Below are 19040 nucleotides of genomic sequence, written 5' to 3'. Positions count from 1 at the left end.
CCACATCAACATCTAATGATTGCTTACCATTATCTTATGAATGCCAACTCGATATTTAAATCTGGATTAGTTGCAGCTCAACAACCTACCTGGCCTGATCCAGAAGCGGTTAAGTCAGCGGTGGCTGAACTAGAAAGCTTTCCACCATTGGTCTTTGCCGGTGAGTGCGACAATCTTAAGAAGCGAATCGGCGAAGCTGCTTTGGGTAGAGCATTTTGGCTACAAGGCGGTGATTGTGCTGAAACGTTTGCAGCAGCAACTGCAGATTCAATTCGTAATCGAATCAAAACAATCTTACAAATGGCTGCAGTTCTGCAGTACTTCTCATCCCTGCCGGTAATAAAGGTTGGCCGGATGGCTGGACAATTTGCAAAGCCTCGCAGTAATGATATGGAAACTCGAGATGGAGTAACTCTGCCTGCTTATCGGGGAGATGCGGTTAATGATCTGGAATTTACCAAAGATGCGCGCACACCTGACCCAAAGCGATTAGTCAGGGTTTATAACACCTCCGCTGCAACATTGAATCTAGTTCGCGCCTTTACCCAAGGTGGATTTGCAGATCTTCGCCAAGTTCACAGTTGGAATAAAGGTTTCGCTGCAGATGCCAGGTTCAGCGCTCGTTATGAAGAAATGGCGAAGGAAATTGGCCGGGCGATTCAATTTATGCAATCGGCAGGTGTTGATCCGGAATCATTCAAATCTGTTGATTTTTACTCTAGTCACGAAGCACTGATTTTAGAATATGAAAAAGCACTAACTAGAATCGATTCGCGCACCAACAATCCTTATGATGTTTCGGCACATTTTGTTTGGGTTGGCGAGAGAACCCGCCAATTAGATGGCGCGCACATCGATTTTGCAGAAAAAATCCATAATCCAATTGGTGTGAAACTTGGACCAAAAACTACAACCGATGAAGTACTTGCAATCATAAATAAGTTAAATTCAAGTAATGAACCAGGACGGCTGACTTTTATCACCAGAATGGGAGCGGGATTAATTCGCGAAAAACTTCCACCATTAGTAGAGGCGGTTAGAAAATCAGGTGCGATAGTTTTATGGGTCTGTGATCCGATGCATGGAAATACCTATGAAGCACCAAGTGGGTATAAAACTAGAAAATTTGATGATGTACTAGATGAGGTGAGGGGATTTTTTGAGGTCCATAAAAAGTTGGGGACTCACCCAGGTGGTATTCATATAGAGCTTACGGGTGATGACGTCACTGAGTGCGTTGGTGGGGGAGAAGCAATAAGTCATGAAGATCTTTCCTCAAGATATGAAAGCGCGTGCGATCCAAGACTGAACCACACCCAATCACTTGAGCTCGCCTTTCTAGTAGCAGAGATGCTCCGAGATCGCTAAAAATAAATATTGATATTTGCATCAAAAAGGATAAAGTCAGCAGGTGCTACTAGCTTCAACCATTAAGACCCCAGTTGGCGTTTTAGATTTCATCGTCGATGAGAATGTATTACTAGCTGCAGGATTTAAAGGTCTAAATAATCTAATCTCAAGACTTTCTGAAGAAGATTTCTCAAAAGGTATCAAAGAAGCCAAGCAGATTCCAGTAATTTCTGTGCTTATTGACGATTACTTCAATGGCGACCTAGGTGCCATTAACAGTATTAAAGTTCGTCAGATAGGTGCAAAGTTTTCGCAGGATGTATGGAAGGTAATGCGTAAAATTCCTGCCGGCAAAACACTATCTTATGCAGAGTTAGCTAAACGAGCAGGATCAGCAGCTGCAATCAGGGCTGCAGGAACTGCTTGTGGTAACAATTTGATTGCGCCAGTGGTTCCTTGTCACCGGATAGTAAAAAGTGGTGGCGCGCTAGGAAATTATGGTTATGGTGTAAAAATTAAAGAATGGTTGTTAAGACACGAGGGCGCGCTGTAATAATTTGGGTAGCACTTGACTTACATACTCAATATCATCATCAGTTAGGTCAAGATGAGTAACTAATCTCAGATATTTTGGTCCAAGCGCTCCTGTCAAAATACCCTTCTCTTGTAACCAGGATGAGAGCTCAGCAGCAGTAATTTTTAAACCAGTTAAATCTAATCCGACGATATTGGTGTCAACATGTTCAGGATTGATCAAATTCGGAGCAATGGAAGCAATTGCCTTTGCAATTAACTTTGCCCGCTGATGATCTATTTTCAACAATTTAATATTGTGATCCAACGCGTAATGACATGCAGATGCAAGCACACCAACTTGCCTCATGCCGCCACCGTACCTTTTTCGCCACTGCCGAGCTTTTCCAATTCGCTCTTTATCTGAAATCATTATCGAACCAACTGGTGCTCCCAAACCCTTCGAAAAACAGACACTAATCGTGTCAAAGTAATTTCCATACTCAACAAGCTCTACACCGGAGGAAACATGAGCATTCCAAATACGTGCCCCATCTAGATGGAGCGAGATGCCTAGTTTTTGACTCTCTTGTCGCAATTTTTTTATCTCAGAAATTGGTTGAACAGTTCCCCCACCAAAGTTGTGAGTATTTTCAACTGCGATTGCGGTTGTCGAAACTAGATAAGGTCCTGAGTCCGGCTTCGCAATATTGAGTGGTTCATCAGCATTTAATAATCCTCTATCGGCCAACCAAGTTCGAGTAGTAATTCCACTAAATACGGCACCTGCTCCTAGTTCTGCCCTAACAATATGTGAGTTTGTTTCAGTGATTAATTCTTCCCCAGGTGCTACTAGTATCCGAATTGATAATTGGTTAGCCATAGAACCAGTTGGACAAAATAAAGCTGCCTCTTTGCCAAAGAGTTTGGCGACACGATTTTCCAAAGAATTTACTGTTGGGTCCTCACCATAAACATCATCACCAACCTCGGCTGCTGACATAATTTCTCTCATACCCGCTGATGGCTTTGTGACAGTATCTGACCTCAGATCGACTTTTCTAGAACTGGTCATTTTGATTCTCCAAGATTTATCTTTCTAGTATCCGACCAAATTACCATTGCCATGGCAGCCATTACTAGAGTTCCACCAGAGATAATTCTTAATGTTAGTGGGTCATTGTCAAAGTAAAGACCAAAAACTAAAGCAAATGGCACCTCCATGGCGAGAAGTACGCCAGCAGCTGTCGCGCTCATCATCGATTGCGCTTTTACTTGTATCAAAAATCCTAGGAAGGTTGCAAAAAAAGCTGTGAAAAATACAGCTGACCAGACTGACCCATCTGGTGGAAGTTGGTAGCCATCCTTAATTGTTAAGAGCAAGAAAATAACGGACGAGACAAGTATTTGAATTAAAGTGAGTGCGTAAGCATTTTTTCCATCACTCCATTCGCTTAGAGCCACGATTTGAGCTGCAAAGAGTATTGCTGAAATTAGAACTAAAATTTCGCCGAGTCCAATTGATATTCCGTTATATGCAATTAGATACAGTCCAATAGTGGCTACAGCGACAGCAAGCCATTGGATTTTTACCACATGTTTTTTAAGTATGATCCATGCAATCAAAGGCGTGAACACAAGGTACAAACCCGTAATGAAGCCGGTGTTTGAAACAGTTGCTTTAGTTAGACCAAAAGTCTGAAATATAAACCCGCTTCCCAGAAGCAATCCAGCTACAGAAGCCCGCAATATGAATTTACGGTCTAATCCTCTTAAAGAATTTGGGCGATAAAGGAACATGAAGAGGGCGGCTAAGATAAATCTAGATGCTAAAAATGAGTAGACATCTTGGCGTTCAAGGGAATCTTTCATTACCACAAAAGATCCACCCCAAACAGCAGTTGTTGCCAGTAAGCCGGCGTATAGAAATGCTTTAGTTTTCAATTACTTATTCCGCATCTTTTTTAGTAATGCAACTTCACTTCCGTGTTCTGGCTCGGCTCCAGGAGTTTCAAGAATCAATGGCGCATTAGCCACCGCTGGGTGAGCTAATAGCTCTATGAATGGCTTGCTACCAATTTCACCTTTACCAATATTCTGGTGGCGGTCTTTGAGGTTTCCGCAGATATCCATCGAGTCATTGGCGTGGATTAATTGAATTCGTTCTAATCCAGCAATCTCAACCAATAAATCCATGGTCTCCTTCATTCCACCAGGCTTCTTTATGTCATGGCCGGCAGCAAATACATGGCAGGTGTCTAAGCACACGCCAACCTTGGGATGCCATTCAAGTGCCTCAAAATATTTAGTTAAGTCATCAAGTTTTTTCACAAGTGATTTTCCTTGGCCTGCTGTTGGTTCCAAAAGCAACCATGGATCATCCGCTTTTAGGTTATTAAGGATTGGCATAACACCTTCATGAATTTGCTTCCAAGCCTTTTCAACATGTGACTCATCAACTGCAGATCCAGTATGAATTACTACGCCCTTTGCACCGATCTCTCGTCCTCGCTTCAAAGAGTATGCAGTAGCTGACAAGGAATTTTCATATGTTGAGAGCGTAGGGGAGCCTAAATTAATTAAAAATGATGCATGAACATAACTTTCAATATCGTGTTCATTTGTTTTGGCTTTAAATGCTTCATCCATTGCAGGGTTTGGTGTTGAGGTTGCCCAGGTGCGTGGACTAGATGCAAATACCTGAATTACTTCGGCTTTTATGGTTAGCGCATATTCGATTGAACGTGTAGCCATACCGCCAGAGGTTGGAACATGTGCCCCAATTCTTGGATAAGTTTTTGCAATTGCCATTTGGCGAGCCTACCTGAGAATTGGTGAGAAACTTCTATCGCAAAGTGAGGGTGATTGTGGTGCCTTGTTTCACTTTTGTGCCAATAGCAGGTGAGATATTATTTACCTTACCGCTACCTTTTATACTTACTTTTAATCCCAGATTCTCTAAATCAACCGACGCATCATTTTTGCTCTTCCCCAAAACATTAGGCACAAATACAAACTCCGGCCCCTTTGAGATAATTAGCTCGATCTTACTTCCCATACTAATCGATTCAGATTTATCGGGTGTTTGCGAAATCACCAGCCCTTTGAAAACATTATCGCTGAACTTATAAGTAGCATCCACATCAAATCCTTTATTTGTGAGTTCTGAAAGTGCCTCATCACTGCCCTTGCCCACAAATGAAACTAGTGATATTTGCTCAATTCCTTTGCTGACTATCAAATTTACAATTGAACTGCGCTTAACTTCAGCGCCACTCTTAGGATCACTCAATATCACAAAGCCAGATGCAACTTTCATGTCAAAGCTTTCATTTATGTCGCCGACTGTTAAGCCCAGTGCTGCTAGTTGTTGGGAAGCGACGTCAGGGGTTGCCCCTTTAAGATCTGGAATTTGTATTCGCTCTTGACCTTTAGAAATCACAAGTCCAACAACACCATCGGGTGAAACCTTGCCACCCCCAGCTGGTTTGGAAGATATTACTTTGCCCTTAGGTATGTCTTCATCAAAGACTTCTTCTGTAATTTCGGATGCAAGACCAATCTCAGCCAGGGTTGATTTGGCCTCAGATTGTGTCAATCCGGCAAGTGAAGGAACTGAAATTTTTCCCACTCCAATTAATTGATAGCCACCAAAAATCAAACTAGCTAGCAACAGCAAAGCAATAATTCGATTGCGTTTGACTCTTCTTGATACTTTTCGCCTTTTAGTGCCCACTGAATCCTCAGCTTTGCTTACATTGATTGGTTTAGATGAGATTAATTGAGATGTCTTTTCCTTAAAGCCACCAAAAGCTGAGGCTACTGACACTTTTCCTCGCTTACCACTTTTTGTAACCACAGGAGGCAGGTCAAGCTCTAAACTCATTTGTCTACGCTTTGGATCAATTTGTATCTGAATTTCACGAATCTTATTGTGTAAATCTTCAGCATCTTTTGGCCGATGGTCCGGGTTTGGCGCAGTGGCTGCAAAGACCAGTTCAGCTATTGCTGCGGGAGTACTTGGCTTAATACTTTGAATATTGGGAATACGATCATTCACATGTCGGTAGGCAATTTGTATTGGGGTTTCACCCTCATATGGCTTTGATCCAGTGAGCATTTCAAATAAAACAATACCGATTGCATAAACATCACTTCTAGCATCTGCGACTCCGCGCTGAACCTGTTCGGGTGAAAGATAGGAGACACTGCCTAGAACTACACTCGACTCAGCAGTCATGGTTTGATTGACCGCTGTATTTCTTGCTAATCCAAAATCTGCCACCTTGATTCGCCCATCCTTTGATATCAAGATATTTTCTGGCTTTATATCCCGATGAATTATGCCGATTCTGTGGGCGGCAGATAAGGCGGATAGCACTGGAATTATTATTTGTAATGTCTGATCAATTGAAAGCCCAGAATTTTCATTTAAATAGTCACGAAGTGTTGTGCCTTCTACTAACTCCATTACTAGAAATACTGCAGGTGGGCCGCCTTGATTCCATCCCTGATCTTGAATTGAAACTATATTGGGATGAGACAAGGCTGCAGTAGCCTTTGCTTCTTTAATAAATCTTGATACAAAGGCTTCATCATTCGCTAGATGAGGGTGCATGATTTTTACCGCTACTGGACGATCTAAACGGGTATCAATGCCAGCATAAATTGTTGCCATACCACCGGAGGCTAATTTTCGCTGAAGGAGGTAGCGATTATCTATCAGCTCACCCGTTAAATCAGACACAGTTAAAGTTTAAGGGAAGGGTCCTCAAATTAGAGTTTAGGGCGCACCAGAAATGATGTAATCCGCAGCATTCCTGGTTAATTCAGCATTAAAATGTTTATTCTGGTCTATTAAGAAATTTTTCATTTCTTCTTTTATGCCTTCACCATCTCGCGCAATCACACGATCAAAACCTTGCTGAGGGTCATATTCAACCCATATAATTTTAGAAAAATACTTTCGAAACTCCCTTTGGCCAGCTCCTACTCCTTCAAGTATCAATCTATTTGGAACTCCTAGATTAATGAATTTTTCAAATTTATTTAATGCCCAATTAAATTTTTGATATCTCACCGATATTTGCTCAGAGAATGGCGCTAGTAACTCTCTGATAACTCTGGTGGTGAGTCTTTGCGATATAGGGTCATTCCAACCCTCATATAGATCATCCATATGCACAACCTGACAATTTTTGAGATCATCACATAATTTTGATGCAAGAGTTGTCTTACCTGAACCTGCAACTCCGTCAATTGCCAAGCAAATAGGTTGGGTTGGATCAATCTTGTTAATTTCCTCCAACAAGTCAGGATATTCAATCATTAATTGTTTTTTCTGCTTCCCTGCGCCAACGAACCCATCCCCACACAGCAATTCCCGTGAAAATTAAATATAAAAATGCGGTTAAATAAAGTCCGCCTGAAAAGTATTGGTAGGTATATGCAAGATCTACTATGAACCAAATCGGCCATGCTTCAAAGCGCTGCCAAACCATTAACAATTGGGCAATAACGCTACCAACAAAACCAAAAGACTCGATAGCCGATGAGGTTGCACCGATATATAACAGAAAAGGCCACAAAGTGATTGAAAATACGATCAGACTTGTAACCAGAAAAATCCTTTCCCGATCTGTAGATTTTCTAGGTTTTGCACCCTTAGGCCCCCAACCAAACCATCCCCAAACTCCACCAGCAATAAATAAGAATTGAAGGGCAGCACTTGCATAGTATGAGGATTGAAAAAATAAAGCCGCATAAAGCAAACTTCCAAGATTCCAAAAAATCCAGGTGATTCGAGGTCCTAGTACGCCCAGGCTTACACCAGCAAGTGAGGTTAGGAAAGCAAATATTTCTAAAAGCGACATGTGAGTATCCTTTCCAATTCGCATTACCGAACTGGTCTACCGGTCGGCCTGAGTGTCAGACCCTCTCAGCTAAATTTCTTAGCTCCCGTGTTTAATATCTTAGCGCACTAAAAAATTGTCTATAGTTGCCACGTGATGAAGTTTGGCTATTTGGCGATGATCTTGTTCACGGTATTCGGATCCTTTTGGTTGGAGCTGTATTTAAAAACTGGTGTTTTGCGTCGCATCCAGCGGACCTTCCTAAGTATTTTTCCAGTAGCAATACTTTTTTTAGCATGGGATGCCTATGCAATCTCTCAAGGCCATTGGTATTTTGATAAATCACAGATACTTGGAATTATTGGTCCATTTGAGATCCCATTTGAAGAGTTCCTTTTTTTCATTGTGGTACCGCTCGCAGCTTTGATGACAATTCAAGCAGTGCGAACTGTGAAAAAGCACTGGACAGTTGGTGATGAATAGTGGTTTATACCGATATTGCAGTAGTTGCATTCTTATTCGCAATTATTTTTGATCACTTTATGATTAAAAGCAGATTGACAACAAAAAAAGTATTTTGGACCAGCTATTCAATTATTTTGCCATTTCAACTTTTGACTAATTGGTGGCTTACCTCAAGAAATATTGTTATGTACAGCCCAGATGCAATATTGGGTATTCGAATAGCCTCAGCACCTGCTGAGGATCTTTTGTTTGGATTTGCATTAGTACTAAGCGTGATGAGTTTATGGGTTTATTGGGGCAGGGCAGGTGTGCAAAAAAATTAGTTACCGAGCAACCGTTGCCCGCAGATAAGCCGGTAAAGCAACCCTAAATCTTCGCCATGTTGAGGTCTTGGCGCGTTTAGTAAATATTTGATAATCAATTTTTTCAACCTCATCAACAATTCCACAGTAGAGCTCGCTAGCAGCTTGGATACACTCTCGAGCGCCAGGAGTTAGTAGTTCTATTCCAGGCACGGATTCTTTTTGCAATCTTTTTACTCTTTGAATCTGCTCTTTAAGGGCATTTTTTATCTCAAGTGTTAGGACTCTTGCTTCTAACATTTGGCGGCTAACACCATGGGCTTCAAGTTCATTCATAGGCAGATACACCCGTCCACGATCCAAATCTTCACCCACATCTCGAATAAAGTTAGCCAATTGAAAGGCAATTCCTAATTTTTCTGCTGCCTCGTTTGCCAAAGCTACTGCTTCAGAGGATGTTGTACCCAGCACTGCCACCATCTGTAGACCAATTACTGCCGCTGAACCGTAGACATATTCATGAAGATCCTCATAACTTTGATATTGCGTCACTGTTAAATCCATACGCATTGAATGCAAGAATGATTCAAAATAGGCAATGGGTATTTTGAACTTAATTGCAGTGTCAACAACAGCTGCCGCAATTGGATCATTACTTCTACCAGATTTCATATCTAATAGCACTTGATCACTCCATTTTTTTAGGGCTACTGCTTTTTCATCCACAGTTAGATTTGATGCCAAATCATCTACGATTTCATCTGCGTAGCGGGCAAAGCCATATAAAGCGTGTACATGTGGTCGCTTGGCTGGTGGTAATAGGAGTGTGGCCAGATAATAAGTCTTGCCATGTTTTGAGTTAAGTTTTTTACATGCTTGATATGAAGCGCGCAATTTTGGATCAACTATCCCAGCTGCGGTTAGTTCATTCATTTCTATTTTACTGGTCCAACAATTCTTTCTGCGGCCAATCTGCCAGAGATTAATACCATTGGTACACCTACTCCAGGTTGAGTGCCAGAGCCAGCAAAAACTATGTTCTCATAACCCTTGGCAAGATTTTTTGGCCTAAACGGCCCAGTTTGAAAAAAGGTGTGTGCACTTGCAAAAGGAGCGCCTGCCTCCATTCCTTGTTTTTGCCAATCTAATGGCGTGGTTAGGTGCTCAACTTCGATTCCACTTGCAAATCCGGTGTAACCGCGATCCTCTAAAGCTTTAATCATTTCATCCCGATACCTAGGACCTATTTTGTTCCAATCTATATCGGCAGTTAGGTTCGGGGTTGGAAACAAAACGTAGTATGAGGATTTGCCGGCAGGTGCAAGCGTTGGGTCATCTTTGGAAGGTAGCGTCACTAAAATACTCGGGTCACTCATTAAAGTTTTTTTGTTGATCAATTCATCAAATACACCTGCCCAAGATTTACCAAAATGAATATTGTGATGGGCAAGATGGTCATATTTCTTATTTGATCCAATCAGCAATGTGGCGCAAGAGGGTGAATATTTAAGTCGTCTTACGGATCTTGGTTGACCACCTAATAAATCGCGCCAAGCAACTGGCAAATCTGGGTTTAAAACAACCACGTCGCAAGTTATTCGCTCACCTGATTCAGTAATGACTGCGGTTGCTCTGCCATTACTTTTTTCAATTTTGGTAACTGTAGAGTTATATTTAAAGGTCACTCCATGTTTTTCTGCTGCTGCAGCCATAGCTCTAGGAACAGCATGCATTCCACCCTTAGGAAAGAAAACGCCATTTACTGAATCCATATATGCAATTACGGCATAAATCGCTAATGCTTGTTGGGGGCTGACACCCGCGTACATAGCCTGAAATGAGTAAACCTTTTGCGTTCTAGGATCCTTTAGAAATTGATTTACCTTGGGGGATAGCTTACGAAAGCCTCCTAAAGCAACCAGTCTGGCTAGATTTGGTGTCAATAAATTTAAGGGTGAATCAATATTTCTATCAATAAAATCATTCATTTCATATTTATATAACTTAGTAACAAAATCTACATACTTACCGTAGCCAATCGCCTCGGCTGGACTAATTGTTTTGGCAATCTCTGCCTGCATCTGATTTGTGTCAGAATGAACATCAAGTTGAGATCCATCGTCATAAAATGCACGATAGAGCGGCTTAAGTGGGATTAAATCCAACCAATCTTTTATATCCTCACCAACACAGGCAAGCGCATCAGCAATTAAATCTGGCATGGTCAACACAGATGGGCCAGTATCAAATGAGTACCCGGCTTTACTCAGTAAACCGTTTCTGCCACCTGGGACAGACTCGCGTTCAACAACAGTTACTTTTCGACCAGCACCAGCCAACCTCAGCGCAGCACTGAGCCCAGCAAGTCCTGCACCGACAATTACGACATTATCGGTTGGTCCTTTTACCTTTGCTGGCACAATTAAATCTTTCTACTCGTAGCAAGTATTGCTAACTCGGCTAATAGTTGCTTACCAATTGGGGTAATTCCATCATGATTTAAGGCTGAGAGTGAAGTAGATGTGAACTCTTCAATCATAGATTCGATGTGAGAAACAGCACCTGTCTCAATAATTACTTCCTGCAGCATCTGAACTTGCGCAGAGGTGAGATTTGCGTCTCCAAACAATTTTTTAATCTCATCTAATTGCGTTTTAGTGGATTTATCCATGGCAACCGCCATCAATACGGTGCGCTTTCCTTCGCGCAGGTCATCACCGCTAGGTTTACCAGTTTCGGATGAGTCACCAAAAACGCCGAGCAAATCATCGCGCAACTGAAAAGCTTCACCAAGCGGAATTCCAAAATTTGTGTAAGCGGAAATTATCTCTTCATCAGCCTTTCCTAAAGCTGCCCCAAAGTGCAATGGTCGTTGGATTGTGTACTTTCCTGATTTGAACCTAGCAACCTTTAGAGATCTCTCAATACTTTGAGTTCCAAGTGACTGTTCGTAAACATCTAGATACTGACCAGCCATAAGTTCGACTCGCATTTCATCATAAACGGGCAGTACCGAGATTAATTCTTCGGTCATTAGGCCCGAGGTGTGAAGCATTTGCGCAGACCAAATCAGTGCTAGATCGCCAATTAAAATTGCAGATGCCACCCCAAATTTTTCTGGTGATCCTTCAAGTTTATTCTTTTCATGCATGCTCTGAAATGCCTTGTGAATACTTGGTGCACCTCTTCTAGTATCAGAGCCATCCATTACATCATCATGAATAAGTGCACAAACATGAACTAACTCAAGACTTGCTATCGCTCTTAACATAGATTTATTTGGTTGGATGCCCGCTCCTAAGAGTCCAACGTAGGCAAAAAGTGGGCGTAATCTTTTGCCGCTATCTAACAAAAATTTTTCCACAGCCTCTGCGATTGGATTGAGCTCTGGACCAATTCCTGCCAGGTATTTATTCTCTTGTTGGATGAACTCATTTAACGCTTGATTTATGGCAGAGCGCATCGATTTAATATCGTTGGTCACAGCAAAACTCACGGTGCAACGGTACCCTGCCTGCTGTGAGCAATGATCAGAGCGCCCCCACTTTGTCGGTTGAGTTTTTCCCTCCCAAAGATATAAGTGGCGAGGAGCGACTCTGGCAGGTTTTGGCACAACTTGCGCCTTTGAAGCCAGATTTTGTTTCGGTGACCTATGGCGCTGGCGGATCTACCAGGGATCGAACTATTCGAGTTACAACTGAAATCACCGCAAGAACTTCAATTCCAACAGTTGCGCATCTAACATGTGTTGGTTCAACTAAAAGCGAATTGAGTAATGTTTTAGACCAGTATAAAAAAGCTGGAATAGAAAGTATCTTAGCTTTGCGCGGAGACCCGCCAGGTGGACCGAGATCTAATTGGCAATCTATACCAGGAGGGTTTGATCACGCAGATCAGTTGGTTGAATTAGCAATTGAATCGAAAGACTTAAAGGTGGGCGTTGCAGCATTTCCTGATGGACACCCTTCCTCAAATTTTGATCTGGATAAAGATATTGAAGTTCTGCTGCGCAAGGAGGAGTTGGGAGCTTCTTTTGCCACAACTCAGTTCTTCTTTGATGTTAACAAATGGCAGCAACTAGTCGAAAGACTTCGTAAACGAGGTTCTAAATTACCAATTATCGCTGGAATACTTCCCATTACAAATCTCAAGCAGCTGAATCGGATGGTCGAGCTCAGTGGAATGCAGATACCGGAACAGATTCTAACGAGATTTAAAGATCACTCTGAGGATGTAAACGTAGTGAGAGAGATTGGCATAGATATTGCTACCGAGATGGGTAGTAAGTTACTTGAAATGAATGTGCCAGGTATCCATTTTTATACTATGAATTCTGCAGATTCAACAATCAAAATTGCAAGAAATTTGGGCCTGGTGAAGAGATGAATAAATCAGAATTCCTAACAGCATGGAGCAAATTGCATGGTGATGCTCAGGTGAGTGGAGTTGTGAAGGCTTGGTTAAACATATCTTATTTAATCTCAAAACCGCTCTCTAGAATTGGTGTCACTCCAAATGCTTTAACAATTTCGGGACTTTTTTTTGGAATCATTCTTTATCTATACGCGCAAACTATTTGGGCACCTATACTTTTAGTCATATCACTTATATGTGATGGAATTGATGGCAGCCTGGCGATCCTTACCGGCAAGAATTCTAAATGGGGAGCATTACTAGATTCCCTGGCAGACCGAATTACCGAGCTCTTTTGGGTTCTGGCGTTATACAAAATTGGTGTGGGTATGAATTTGCTGATTGCAGTACTTCTTATCGCCTCGGTTCAGGAGTATTTGCGAGCCCGTGCTGGTGGACTAGGAGTTAATGAAGTGGGAGTTGTTACCCCTGCTGAGCGTCCAGTACGAGCCTCATTCATTTTCGTATTATTGATTGCATTTCAATTTGGTATCGAGATGCTTAATGAAATAACTTTCATTTGGTTAATTCTGCAGTGTATTAGCCTTTTCATGGTTAGCAGGTTTGCGTATAGGAAATTGAGTTAAGCTTTTCCAATAGCGTTAGAAACTATTTCTGCACTAATTCCCACCAACGGTAGCCCACCCCCAGGATGCGTAGAGCCCCCAACACAAAATAGCCCTTTAACTTTTGATCGATTTTTACTACGTAGAAATGCAGAAACTGCATTATTACTTGAGGTTCCATATATCGAACCACCTGGCGCCATTGCATAATTCTCTAAATCGGCAGGAGTTCGGTACTTCATAAGCTCTAGGCGATTTGAAACATTTAGTCCCAACTTATCAAGCTTATTGATAATTGATTGGGCGTAAGCAGCTGCTCCGTTCTCCCAATTCCATCCGTTTTCCAGGTCATGGCGAGGTGCGTTAACTAGCACAAACCAAGATTCTTTATTTGGTGCTGAGACCATAGAGCCATCTTTTGGTGCACAAATGTAGATAGTCGGGTCTGTTACGGGAACCTTTTTGTTGAATATCTCATCAAACTCTGCATCGTAATCTTTGGGAAAGTAAACATTGTGGTGATTGACATTCACTGGGCTGCCCTTTGAATTGTCTAATCCTAAAAGTAGGGAAAATCCAGCCAGAGACTTAGTCGCCACTCTTAGTTTGCGTCGCTCACTGCGCGCAGCCGATACAGACTTGTCTAACAATTTGTTATAAACGTACTCAGTATCGGCATTTGCAACCACTAAATCTGAGTTAACAGTTTTTCCAGTGGAGGTTCTAATCCCAGTGACCTTGTTGCTTGCCGTCATAATTTTTTCAACTTGAGTGTTAAATTCAAATTTCACACCTAGGTCTCTACATCGTTGTTCAAGTGCAACGGAGAGTTGGCCAATTCCACCTTTAATATGCCAGGCCCCAAATGTGCTTTCTACAAATGCAATTGTAAGCAGCACGGCAGGAGCCGTTCTTGGATCACTACCGGTGTAGGTGGCATATCTATCAATAATCATTTGTAGATGTGGATCTAAATGAAATTTACTTCCAAGTTTTCGCAATGAGGTAAATGGGGCAATCTCTGAAATTTGTTTGATCAAATTTTTGTTTTTCAGCAATGGCCAGATCGAGGTTAACTCTGATTCAACAAATGGTTCTCTAGAAACTTCCCACATTCGCTCTGCACGGTTAATAATTTTTTCCCAGCCGATACTTGCCTCTTTTCCAAAGGAATTTTCAATCACCTCGTATGTCTTGGGATTGGATAAGTTGGGAAAGAGCACAGATTTACCATCAGCAAAGTGATAATTAAAGGCTGGATCCACCGGGGTCAACTCCAGTATGTGTTCTAATCGCTTTCCAGTTTTCAAGAAAAGATCTCGGTAAACAGCTGGCAGCGTTAAGAGTGAAGGTCCGGTATCAAATGCATAATCACCAAACCACTCTGTCCTGCACTTACCACCGGAGCGATCACTATTTTCAAATATTGTTATATCGTGCCCATTTTTAGCAAGACGAGCGGCAGCGCTCATGCCACCTATCCCGGCGCCAATTATTGAAATCTTTGCCATTTAAGCAACCAGTCTCTGCCGCCAAGTTAATGTCTTGGTCACTTTCCCAAACCAAGAGTAAATAATTAAGCCAATTAGAAAGGTAATAGCAACTGGGTGAAGGAGTGCGGTATTTGGTAATCCACCTGTGCGAAGGGCAGCAATTATCCTGCTAAGCACTATTAATCCAAAGGCGATTAATCCAAAAGGTGAGCCAGTCACAGCAGCTAAAAACGGCAGCACGCCGGTGACAAATAGCAAGAAGATTGCAATTAAAGTTCCAGGAATAGAGCCAAAAGCCTTCCACAAAGATTTTTGATATCCCTTAATTAATTCCTTACCGGTGCTGTACATATGACAACTTGCAATAGCACTTGCTTCAGTTACTCCACCCTTAAATCCTGCTCCCAATAGCCTTTTGGCCAACATCAAATCATCTAAAACTTCTGATTTCACCGATGCATGACCACCAGATCTTAAATATGCATCTCGTTTTATTATTAAAAATTGTCCATTGGCAATAGCCATAGATTTAATTGAAAACTTTTGACTTATAAGTAACGGCACCGATACTAGCCATGACCATTGCAGTAATGGTTGAAAGATCCTTTGAATGAAGCCGTTCACTATCTGCCGAGGATAGGGCGAGCAGAAATCCCAATCACCCATTTGTGCAATCGCGCTTGCAACTGCATTTTCACTCAGCCGAACATCAGCATCTAGAAAAACCAAATACTCCCCAGTGCTCGCCTCTGCTAGCTGCTGGCAAGCCCACAACTTTCCCAGCCATTTATCTGGTGGGTTACTGCCCGCAATGGTCTTTACAGAGGCAAAAGCTGTTATCAAAGATTTTGTAGCATCTTCAGAGTTGTCATCTAATGCAATCACCTCAAAATTTGCTAAACCTTTTTGCTCAATAACTGATGACAAGCAACCTTGAACATTTGTCTGCTCATTTCGCATTGGAATTAAAATTGAAACAGAGTGATTAATTGTATTTTTCTGATTTTTTATGACCCGGATTGTAAAGCTATTGATGATTACTAAAGCCAGTGCCAAGCCATTTAGTAGGAGTAAAATCTCCATTAAATATTTGTTGGCGGACCAAATCGCCTAGAAAATAAGTAAGGAATCATAACTAACCCAAATACTATGCCGCCAGAGAGTGCAACACCACTTCTATCAAAGAAAAATAGATTTCCAACTATGCCAGAAAACCAGGTCCAAATTAAAAAGAAATCAGGAACAGCAGATGATGTTGTTACTTTTCGTCGATCTATTCTAAGTACGGCATTTAATATTGCCATCAGTCCCATTCCAGTCAACAGCCACCCAAAAGCATTTGATAATGGAATTTCAGGCTGAAGCGGAACATGTGAGCCAGAAAATTCCCAAGTCCATCTCTCTTCGGCAACCATTTGAGGATCTAAAAACAAATCCCAGGCCATCATCCCAACTCCACCATATAAAAAAACCCAATTTTTTGTTACTTTTCTCGCCGCAATAAGTAGTGGGTGCGCCAACATTACCCAAGCAAATGGCACAACCAACGGGACGCCATAAATTTGATAACCCAATGTTCCTGAGTACTCATAACTTCCAAAGGGCCAGCCAGTTCTGCTACCTACTTGTTCAACTCCAAGAGCGTATATAAAAGTAATCGAAATAAACTGCAATGCGTAAACCATTCCATAGGTGATAATTGCATGCAAAAACATTGCGGCAGCAGCCCAATAAACTGTTGCAATTGTTACAACTCGAAGTGCTTCACCTTCAATTAGTGGGTATGAAATTTGTAATCCAATTGCCACCACCAAGGTTGTATACAAGACAATCAATTTCCAACTAGATACTTGGCGGCGAGAGTTTTTCCTTGGATAAAATTGGCGCAGCGACATAGGGGTAATTGTGCCGTACTAAAGCAGTACGCCCTGCTCCGCAATTACGGCAAACCTTGCAAATAGCTCTTCGGAGTACCACTTGTTGCTCTCCGTCGCCTTGATTGCCTGGACATGGGCATTTCCTTTGTAGGCAAACTCCCGCAACGCAGCTCCACTTTCCCAGATTGAAAAAGTTCCCTGCAGACCGATCGGTGCCTCTCCAATTCCGATTGCAGCTAATAGTCCTTGGGATTGGTGCAAACTTAAAGTGACTGGCGGAACAGCACGCCAAAATTGAAAATTCTTTCGCCAAACAATTCGAGCCCTAGTAATTGCAACAATTTTTCCGCTCCATTCAAATTTTTCTACCTCAAAAGGTTGCTTGCCAGACCAATATCCATGAGAGGAAATTGGTTTTAATATAGCGCGATACTCATTTGAGGAGATTTTTCGCCATAACTTTAACACCAATGATTTCTCTAATTGATCAAGTTTATCTTCATTAATAGTAGCTAGGATTCCCCAACGAAACTGATCAGCATCTTTTGGTGTGAAAGTTTCACCTTTACCAGTACCTAGCAATTTGATAAATGAGATACCTGGAATTTTTTTTAACAGTAATTTATTACTTGCCATATTTAGAATAGCTATGGGGAGAGCTACTTTACTAATCCGCCAAAAGTAAACAACTGTTATCACTTATTACCACCTGTCATGGCTGGTGTCACTGCATAAAACCTATTTAGAGCTCCCCATCTTGGAAAGGGGTGGTGCTCATGGCTTTCAACTAATGCTTTCATGTAGATAAGATTACCTTCTGATGATAAACCTAGATGCAACTTCATTCGATTCAAAGATTGCGGAGAAAACGGTAGTTGTGCTTGATGTGCGCACCCCAGCTGAATATGCCGAGAGTCATATTGCGAATTCCATAAATATTGATGTTTTATCGGAGCACTTCGCCACTGGCATATCCACTCTTGATAAAGAGCAAACCTACGCAATTTATTGCCGCTCGGGAAAACGTTCGGCTGATGCGGCTAGCAAGATGGAGGAAATAGGTTTTACTTCAACATTTAATCTAACTGGCGGAATAATCGCCTGGGTTGAAAATGGTAAGCCAGTAGTTATTTAAACAAGGTTGGAATTAATTCCTCAACCAACTTGCGAATCTCATCTCGAATGGGTCTGACATCGGCGACACCTTGGCCCGCCGGATCTTGCAATACCCAATCCAAGTAGCGCTTGCCTGGAAAAAAGGGACAAGCATCACCACACCCCATGGTGATAACAACATCAGATTGTTCAACCGCCGATGTTGTTAAAACTTTTGGCTGTTCATGTGAAATATCAATTCCGATTTCCTGCAGCGCTGCAACTACCGCAGGATTGATACTGTCTGCGGGAGCGGAGCCTGCAGATCTCACCTCAACACGGTCCCCGGCTAAATGAGTTAAGAAGGCGGCAGCCATTTGTGAACGACCTGCGTTATGTACACAAACAAATAAGACTGAAGGTTTACTCATTGCCTTCCTTATTTGTATTTGTAATATTTTTAGCGGCCAATAAACCCAAACTTGCACCAATTAATTGTGCGGCAATAAATGCAATTACTGATTCAGGTGAAATTCCGACCACCGAGCTAGTAAAAATACGACCAATGGTGATTGCTGGATTGGCAAATGAGGTGCTTGAGGTGAACAATATTGCTCCAAAAATCCAAAGTGGAACATATATTGCAATTAAGTCATCTCGCTTTGGAAAACGTAAAATAATCCAAAGTAAAATTGCTGTTGCAAAAATCTCCGAAAAGAAAAGATTTGAACCTGTGCGCTCAATTGATGATTGATCCAGTGCTTTTTGATCAAAAAGCAGATTTGCAAACCCCACACCTGCGATTGCACCAATTATCTGTGCAGAGATATAAAAAAATGCAAGCTGTGGAGTTATTTTCTTTAGCAGCAACATAACCAAGGTAACCGCGGGGTTGAAATGAGATCCACTAACCTTCATACCGATTTTGATGACTAGGGCTAGACCGATTGCGGTAGCTAATGCATTTATGAATAAAACCATCCCTGAATCTGCTTGCAGGTCGATTGCCATATGTCCTGAACCCACGATTGCTACTGCCAAAATTCCTGTTCCCAAGAACTCCATCGAGATCATTCTTTGATTTTTCAACTTGCACTCCTTTTAAATGACTGAT

22 protein-coding genes are annotated in these 19040 nt (G+C 41.8%); 7 read left to right on the top strand and 15 right to left on the bottom strand.

Annotated features, from left to right (window positions below):
* The first annotated feature begins 36 nt into the window (after positions 1-36).
* Positions 37-1368, top strand: a complete 1332-nt coding sequence (locus tag B1s21160_RS03885; RefSeq protein ID WP_041887469.1) for a class II 3-deoxy-7-phosphoheptulonate synthase — start codon at positions 37-39, stop codon at positions 1366-1368.
* A gap of 43 nt (positions 1369-1411) precedes the next feature.
* Complete coding sequence (locus tag B1s21160_RS03880) at positions 1412-1903, top strand: methylated-DNA--[protein]-cysteine S-methyltransferase (protein ID WP_041887446.1); 492 nt, start codon at positions 1412-1414, stop codon at positions 1901-1903.
* On the opposite strand, the gene B1s21160_RS03875 is transcribed toward B1s21160_RS03880, so the two are convergent.
* Genes B1s21160_RS03875 through pnuC form a run of 6 tightly spaced genes read right to left on the bottom strand, consistent with a single transcriptional unit; the run spans position 1880 to position 7736 of the window.
* Complete coding sequence (locus tag B1s21160_RS03875) at positions 1880-2938, bottom strand: threonine aldolase family protein (RefSeq protein WP_095672488.1); 1059 nt, start codon at positions 2936-2938, stop codon at positions 1880-1882. The genes B1s21160_RS03880 and B1s21160_RS03875 overlap by 24 nt on opposite strands.
* Complete coding sequence (locus B1s21160_RS03870; RefSeq protein WP_095672487.1) at positions 2935-3807, bottom strand: DMT family transporter; 873 nt, start codon at positions 3805-3807, stop codon at positions 2935-2937. The genes B1s21160_RS03875 and B1s21160_RS03870 overlap by 4 nt, the downstream gene beginning before the upstream one ends.
* Entirely contained in the window at positions 3808-4674 is an 867-nt protein-coding gene (locus B1s21160_RS03865) for a deoxyribonuclease IV (protein WP_095672486.1), read from the bottom strand.
* A 34-nt stretch (positions 4675-4708) separates the two neighbouring features.
* Positions 4709-6610: a Stk1 family PASTA domain-containing Ser/Thr kinase gene (gene pknB, locus B1s21160_RS03860; RefSeq protein WP_095672485.1), complete on the bottom strand. Its 1902-nt coding sequence runs from the start codon at positions 6608-6610 to the stop codon at positions 4709-4711.
* A gap of 36 nt (positions 6611-6646) precedes the next feature.
* Positions 6647-7171 carry a uridine kinase family protein gene (locus B1s21160_RS03855; RefSeq protein ID WP_223297925.1) on the bottom strand — a complete coding sequence of 175 codons (525 nt, stop codon included), beginning with the start codon at positions 7169-7171 and terminating at the stop codon, positions 6647-6649.
* Positions 7172-7184: 13 nt separating this feature from the next.
* Positions 7185-7736: a nicotinamide riboside transporter PnuC gene (gene pnuC / locus B1s21160_RS03850; RefSeq protein ID WP_095672483.1), complete on the bottom strand. Its 552-nt coding sequence runs from the start codon at positions 7734-7736 to the stop codon at positions 7185-7187.
* A gap of 135 nt (positions 7737-7871) precedes the next feature.
* On the opposite strand from pnuC, the gene B1s21160_RS03845 reads away from it, so the two are divergent.
* Both B1s21160_RS03845 and B1s21160_RS03840 read left to right on the top strand, forming a co-directional pair.
* On the top strand, positions 7872-8198 hold the full coding sequence (locus B1s21160_RS03845; protein ID WP_223297924.1) for a lycopene cyclase domain-containing protein: 327 nt from the start codon (positions 7872-7874) through the stop codon (positions 8196-8198).
* Positions 8198-8503 (top strand): lycopene cyclase domain-containing protein, encoded by a 306-nt coding sequence (locus B1s21160_RS03840; RefSeq protein ID WP_041887439.1) that lies wholly within the window; start codon positions 8198-8200, stop codon positions 8501-8503. Before B1s21160_RS03845 ends, B1s21160_RS03840 begins: the two co-directional genes overlap by 1 nt.
* Here B1s21160_RS03840 and B1s21160_RS03835 read toward each other — a convergent pair whose 3' ends face one another.
* Genes B1s21160_RS03835 through B1s21160_RS03825 form a run of 3 tightly spaced genes read right to left on the bottom strand, consistent with a single transcriptional unit; the run spans position 8504 to position 11978 of the window.
* Positions 8504-9415, bottom strand: a complete 912-nt coding sequence (locus B1s21160_RS03835) for a phytoene/squalene synthase family protein (RefSeq protein WP_095672482.1) — start codon at positions 9413-9415, stop codon at positions 8504-8506. It abuts the gene before it with no gap.
* Positions 9416-9417: 2 nt separating this feature from the next.
* Positions 9418-10902 carry a phytoene desaturase family protein gene (gene crtI, locus B1s21160_RS03830; protein ID WP_041887437.1) on the bottom strand — a complete coding sequence of 495 codons (1485 nt, stop codon included), beginning with the start codon at positions 10900-10902 and terminating at the stop codon, positions 9418-9420.
* 2 nt (positions 10903-10904) lie between these two features.
* On the bottom strand, positions 10905-11978 hold the full coding sequence (locus B1s21160_RS03825) for a polyprenyl synthetase family protein (protein WP_095672481.1): 1074 nt from the start codon (positions 11976-11978) through the stop codon (positions 10905-10907).
* A 23-nt stretch (positions 11979-12001) separates the two neighbouring features.
* Here B1s21160_RS03825 and metF point away from each other — a divergent pair, with 23 nt between their 5' ends.
* Both metF and B1s21160_RS03815 read left to right on the top strand, forming a co-directional pair.
* Positions 12002-12868: a methylenetetrahydrofolate reductase [NAD(P)H] gene (gene metF, locus B1s21160_RS03820; RefSeq protein ID WP_095672480.1), complete on the top strand. Its 867-nt coding sequence runs from the start codon at positions 12002-12004 to the stop codon at positions 12866-12868.
* On the top strand, positions 12865-13482 hold the full coding sequence (locus B1s21160_RS03815) for a CDP-alcohol phosphatidyltransferase family protein (RefSeq protein WP_095672479.1): 618 nt from the start codon (positions 12865-12867) through the stop codon (positions 13480-13482). Before metF ends, B1s21160_RS03815 begins: the two co-directional genes overlap by 4 nt.
* Here the strand turns inward: B1s21160_RS03815 and B1s21160_RS03810 are convergent.
* The 4 genes from B1s21160_RS03810 to B1s21160_RS03795 are packed head-to-tail and all read right to left on the bottom strand — an operon-like array spanning position 13479 to position 17530.
* Positions 13479-14972 (bottom strand): phytoene desaturase family protein, encoded by a 1494-nt coding sequence (locus B1s21160_RS03810; protein ID WP_095672478.1) that lies wholly within the window; start codon positions 14970-14972, stop codon positions 13479-13481. The two genes, B1s21160_RS03815 and B1s21160_RS03810, sit on opposite strands and share 4 nt — an antisense overlap.
* A complete protein-coding gene (locus B1s21160_RS03805; protein ID WP_095672477.1) occupies positions 14973-16037 on the bottom strand; it encodes a glycosyltransferase family 2 protein in 1065 nt (354 codons plus the stop codon).
* A complete protein-coding gene (locus B1s21160_RS03800) occupies positions 16037-16849 on the bottom strand; it encodes a carotenoid biosynthesis protein (RefSeq protein ID WP_095672476.1) in 813 nt (270 codons plus the stop codon). Before B1s21160_RS03800 ends, B1s21160_RS03805 begins: the two co-directional genes overlap by 1 nt.
* Positions 16850-16867: 18 nt before the next feature.
* Entirely contained in the window at positions 16868-17530 is a 663-nt protein-coding gene (locus B1s21160_RS03795; RefSeq protein WP_095672475.1) for a spheroidene monooxygenase, read from the bottom strand.
* A 121-nt stretch (positions 17531-17651) separates the two neighbouring features.
* On the opposite strand from B1s21160_RS03795, the gene B1s21160_RS03790 reads away from it, so the two are divergent.
* Positions 17652-17966: a rhodanese-like domain-containing protein gene (locus B1s21160_RS03790; protein WP_095672474.1), complete on the top strand. Its 315-nt coding sequence runs from the start codon at positions 17652-17654 to the stop codon at positions 17964-17966.
* On the opposite strand, the gene B1s21160_RS03785 is transcribed toward B1s21160_RS03790, so the two are convergent.
* Both B1s21160_RS03785 and B1s21160_RS03780 read right to left on the bottom strand, forming a co-directional pair.
* Entirely contained in the window at positions 17959-18357 is a 399-nt protein-coding gene (locus B1s21160_RS03785; RefSeq protein ID WP_095672473.1) for an arsenate reductase ArsC, read from the bottom strand. The two genes, B1s21160_RS03790 and B1s21160_RS03785, sit on opposite strands and share 8 nt — an antisense overlap.
* Complete coding sequence (locus tag B1s21160_RS03780; protein ID WP_095672472.1) at positions 18350-19015, bottom strand: aquaporin; 666 nt, start codon at positions 19013-19015, stop codon at positions 18350-18352. Before B1s21160_RS03780 ends, B1s21160_RS03785 begins: the two co-directional genes overlap by 8 nt.
* Positions 19016-19040 lie beyond the last annotated feature (25 nt).

The sequence above is a fragment of the Candidatus Nanopelagicus hibericus genome (assembly GCF_002288005.1).
Taxonomy (GTDB): domain Bacteria; phylum Actinomycetota; class Actinomycetes; order Nanopelagicales; family Nanopelagicaceae; genus Nanopelagicus; species Nanopelagicus hibericus.
This window is presented reverse-complemented; position numbering and strand designations above follow the sequence as displayed.

Bases quoted from the DNA above. Each gene is read 5' to 3' on its own strand.
- B1s21160_RS03885 (WP_041887469.1), top strand. From the start codon at position 37: ATGAATGCCAACTCGATATTTAAATCTGGATTAGTTGCAGCTCAACAA.
- B1s21160_RS03875 (WP_095672488.1), bottom strand. From the start codon at position 2,938: ATGACCAGTTCTAGAAAAGTCGATCTGAGGTCAGATACTGTCACAAAG.
- B1s21160_RS03865 (WP_095672486.1), bottom strand. From the start codon at position 4,674: ATGGCAATTGCAAAAACTTATCCAAGAATTGGGGCACATGTTCCAACC.
- pnuC (WP_095672483.1), bottom strand. From the start codon at position 7,736: ATGTCGCTTTTAGAAATATTTGCTTTCCTAACCTCACTTGCTGGTGTA.
- B1s21160_RS03845 (WP_223297924.1), top strand. From the start codon at position 7,872: ATGAAGTTTGGCTATTTGGCGATGATCTTGTTCACGGTATTCGGATCC.
- B1s21160_RS03835 (WP_095672482.1), bottom strand. From the start codon at position 9,415: ATGAATGAACTAACCGCAGCTGGGATAGTTGATCCAAAATTGCGCGCT.
- B1s21160_RS03815 (WP_095672479.1), top strand. From the start codon at position 12,865: ATGAATAAATCAGAATTCCTAACAGCATGGAGCAAATTGCATGGTGAT.
- B1s21160_RS03810 (WP_095672478.1), bottom strand. From the start codon at position 14,972: ATGGCAAAGATTTCAATAATTGGCGCCGGGATAGGTGGCATGAGCGCT.
- B1s21160_RS03805 (WP_095672477.1), bottom strand. From the start codon at position 16,037: ATGGAGATTTTACTCCTACTAAATGGCTTGGCACTGGCTTTAGTAATC.
- B1s21160_RS03800 (WP_095672476.1), bottom strand. From the start codon at position 16,849: ATGTCGCTGCGCCAATTTTATCCAAGGAAAAACTCTCGCCGCCAAGTA.
- B1s21160_RS03790 (WP_095672474.1), top strand. From the start codon at position 17,652: ATGATAAACCTAGATGCAACTTCATTCGATTCAAAGATTGCGGAGAAA.
- B1s21160_RS03785 (WP_095672473.1), bottom strand. From the start codon at position 18,357: ATGAGTAAACCTTCAGTCTTATTTGTTTGTGTACATAACGCAGGTCGT.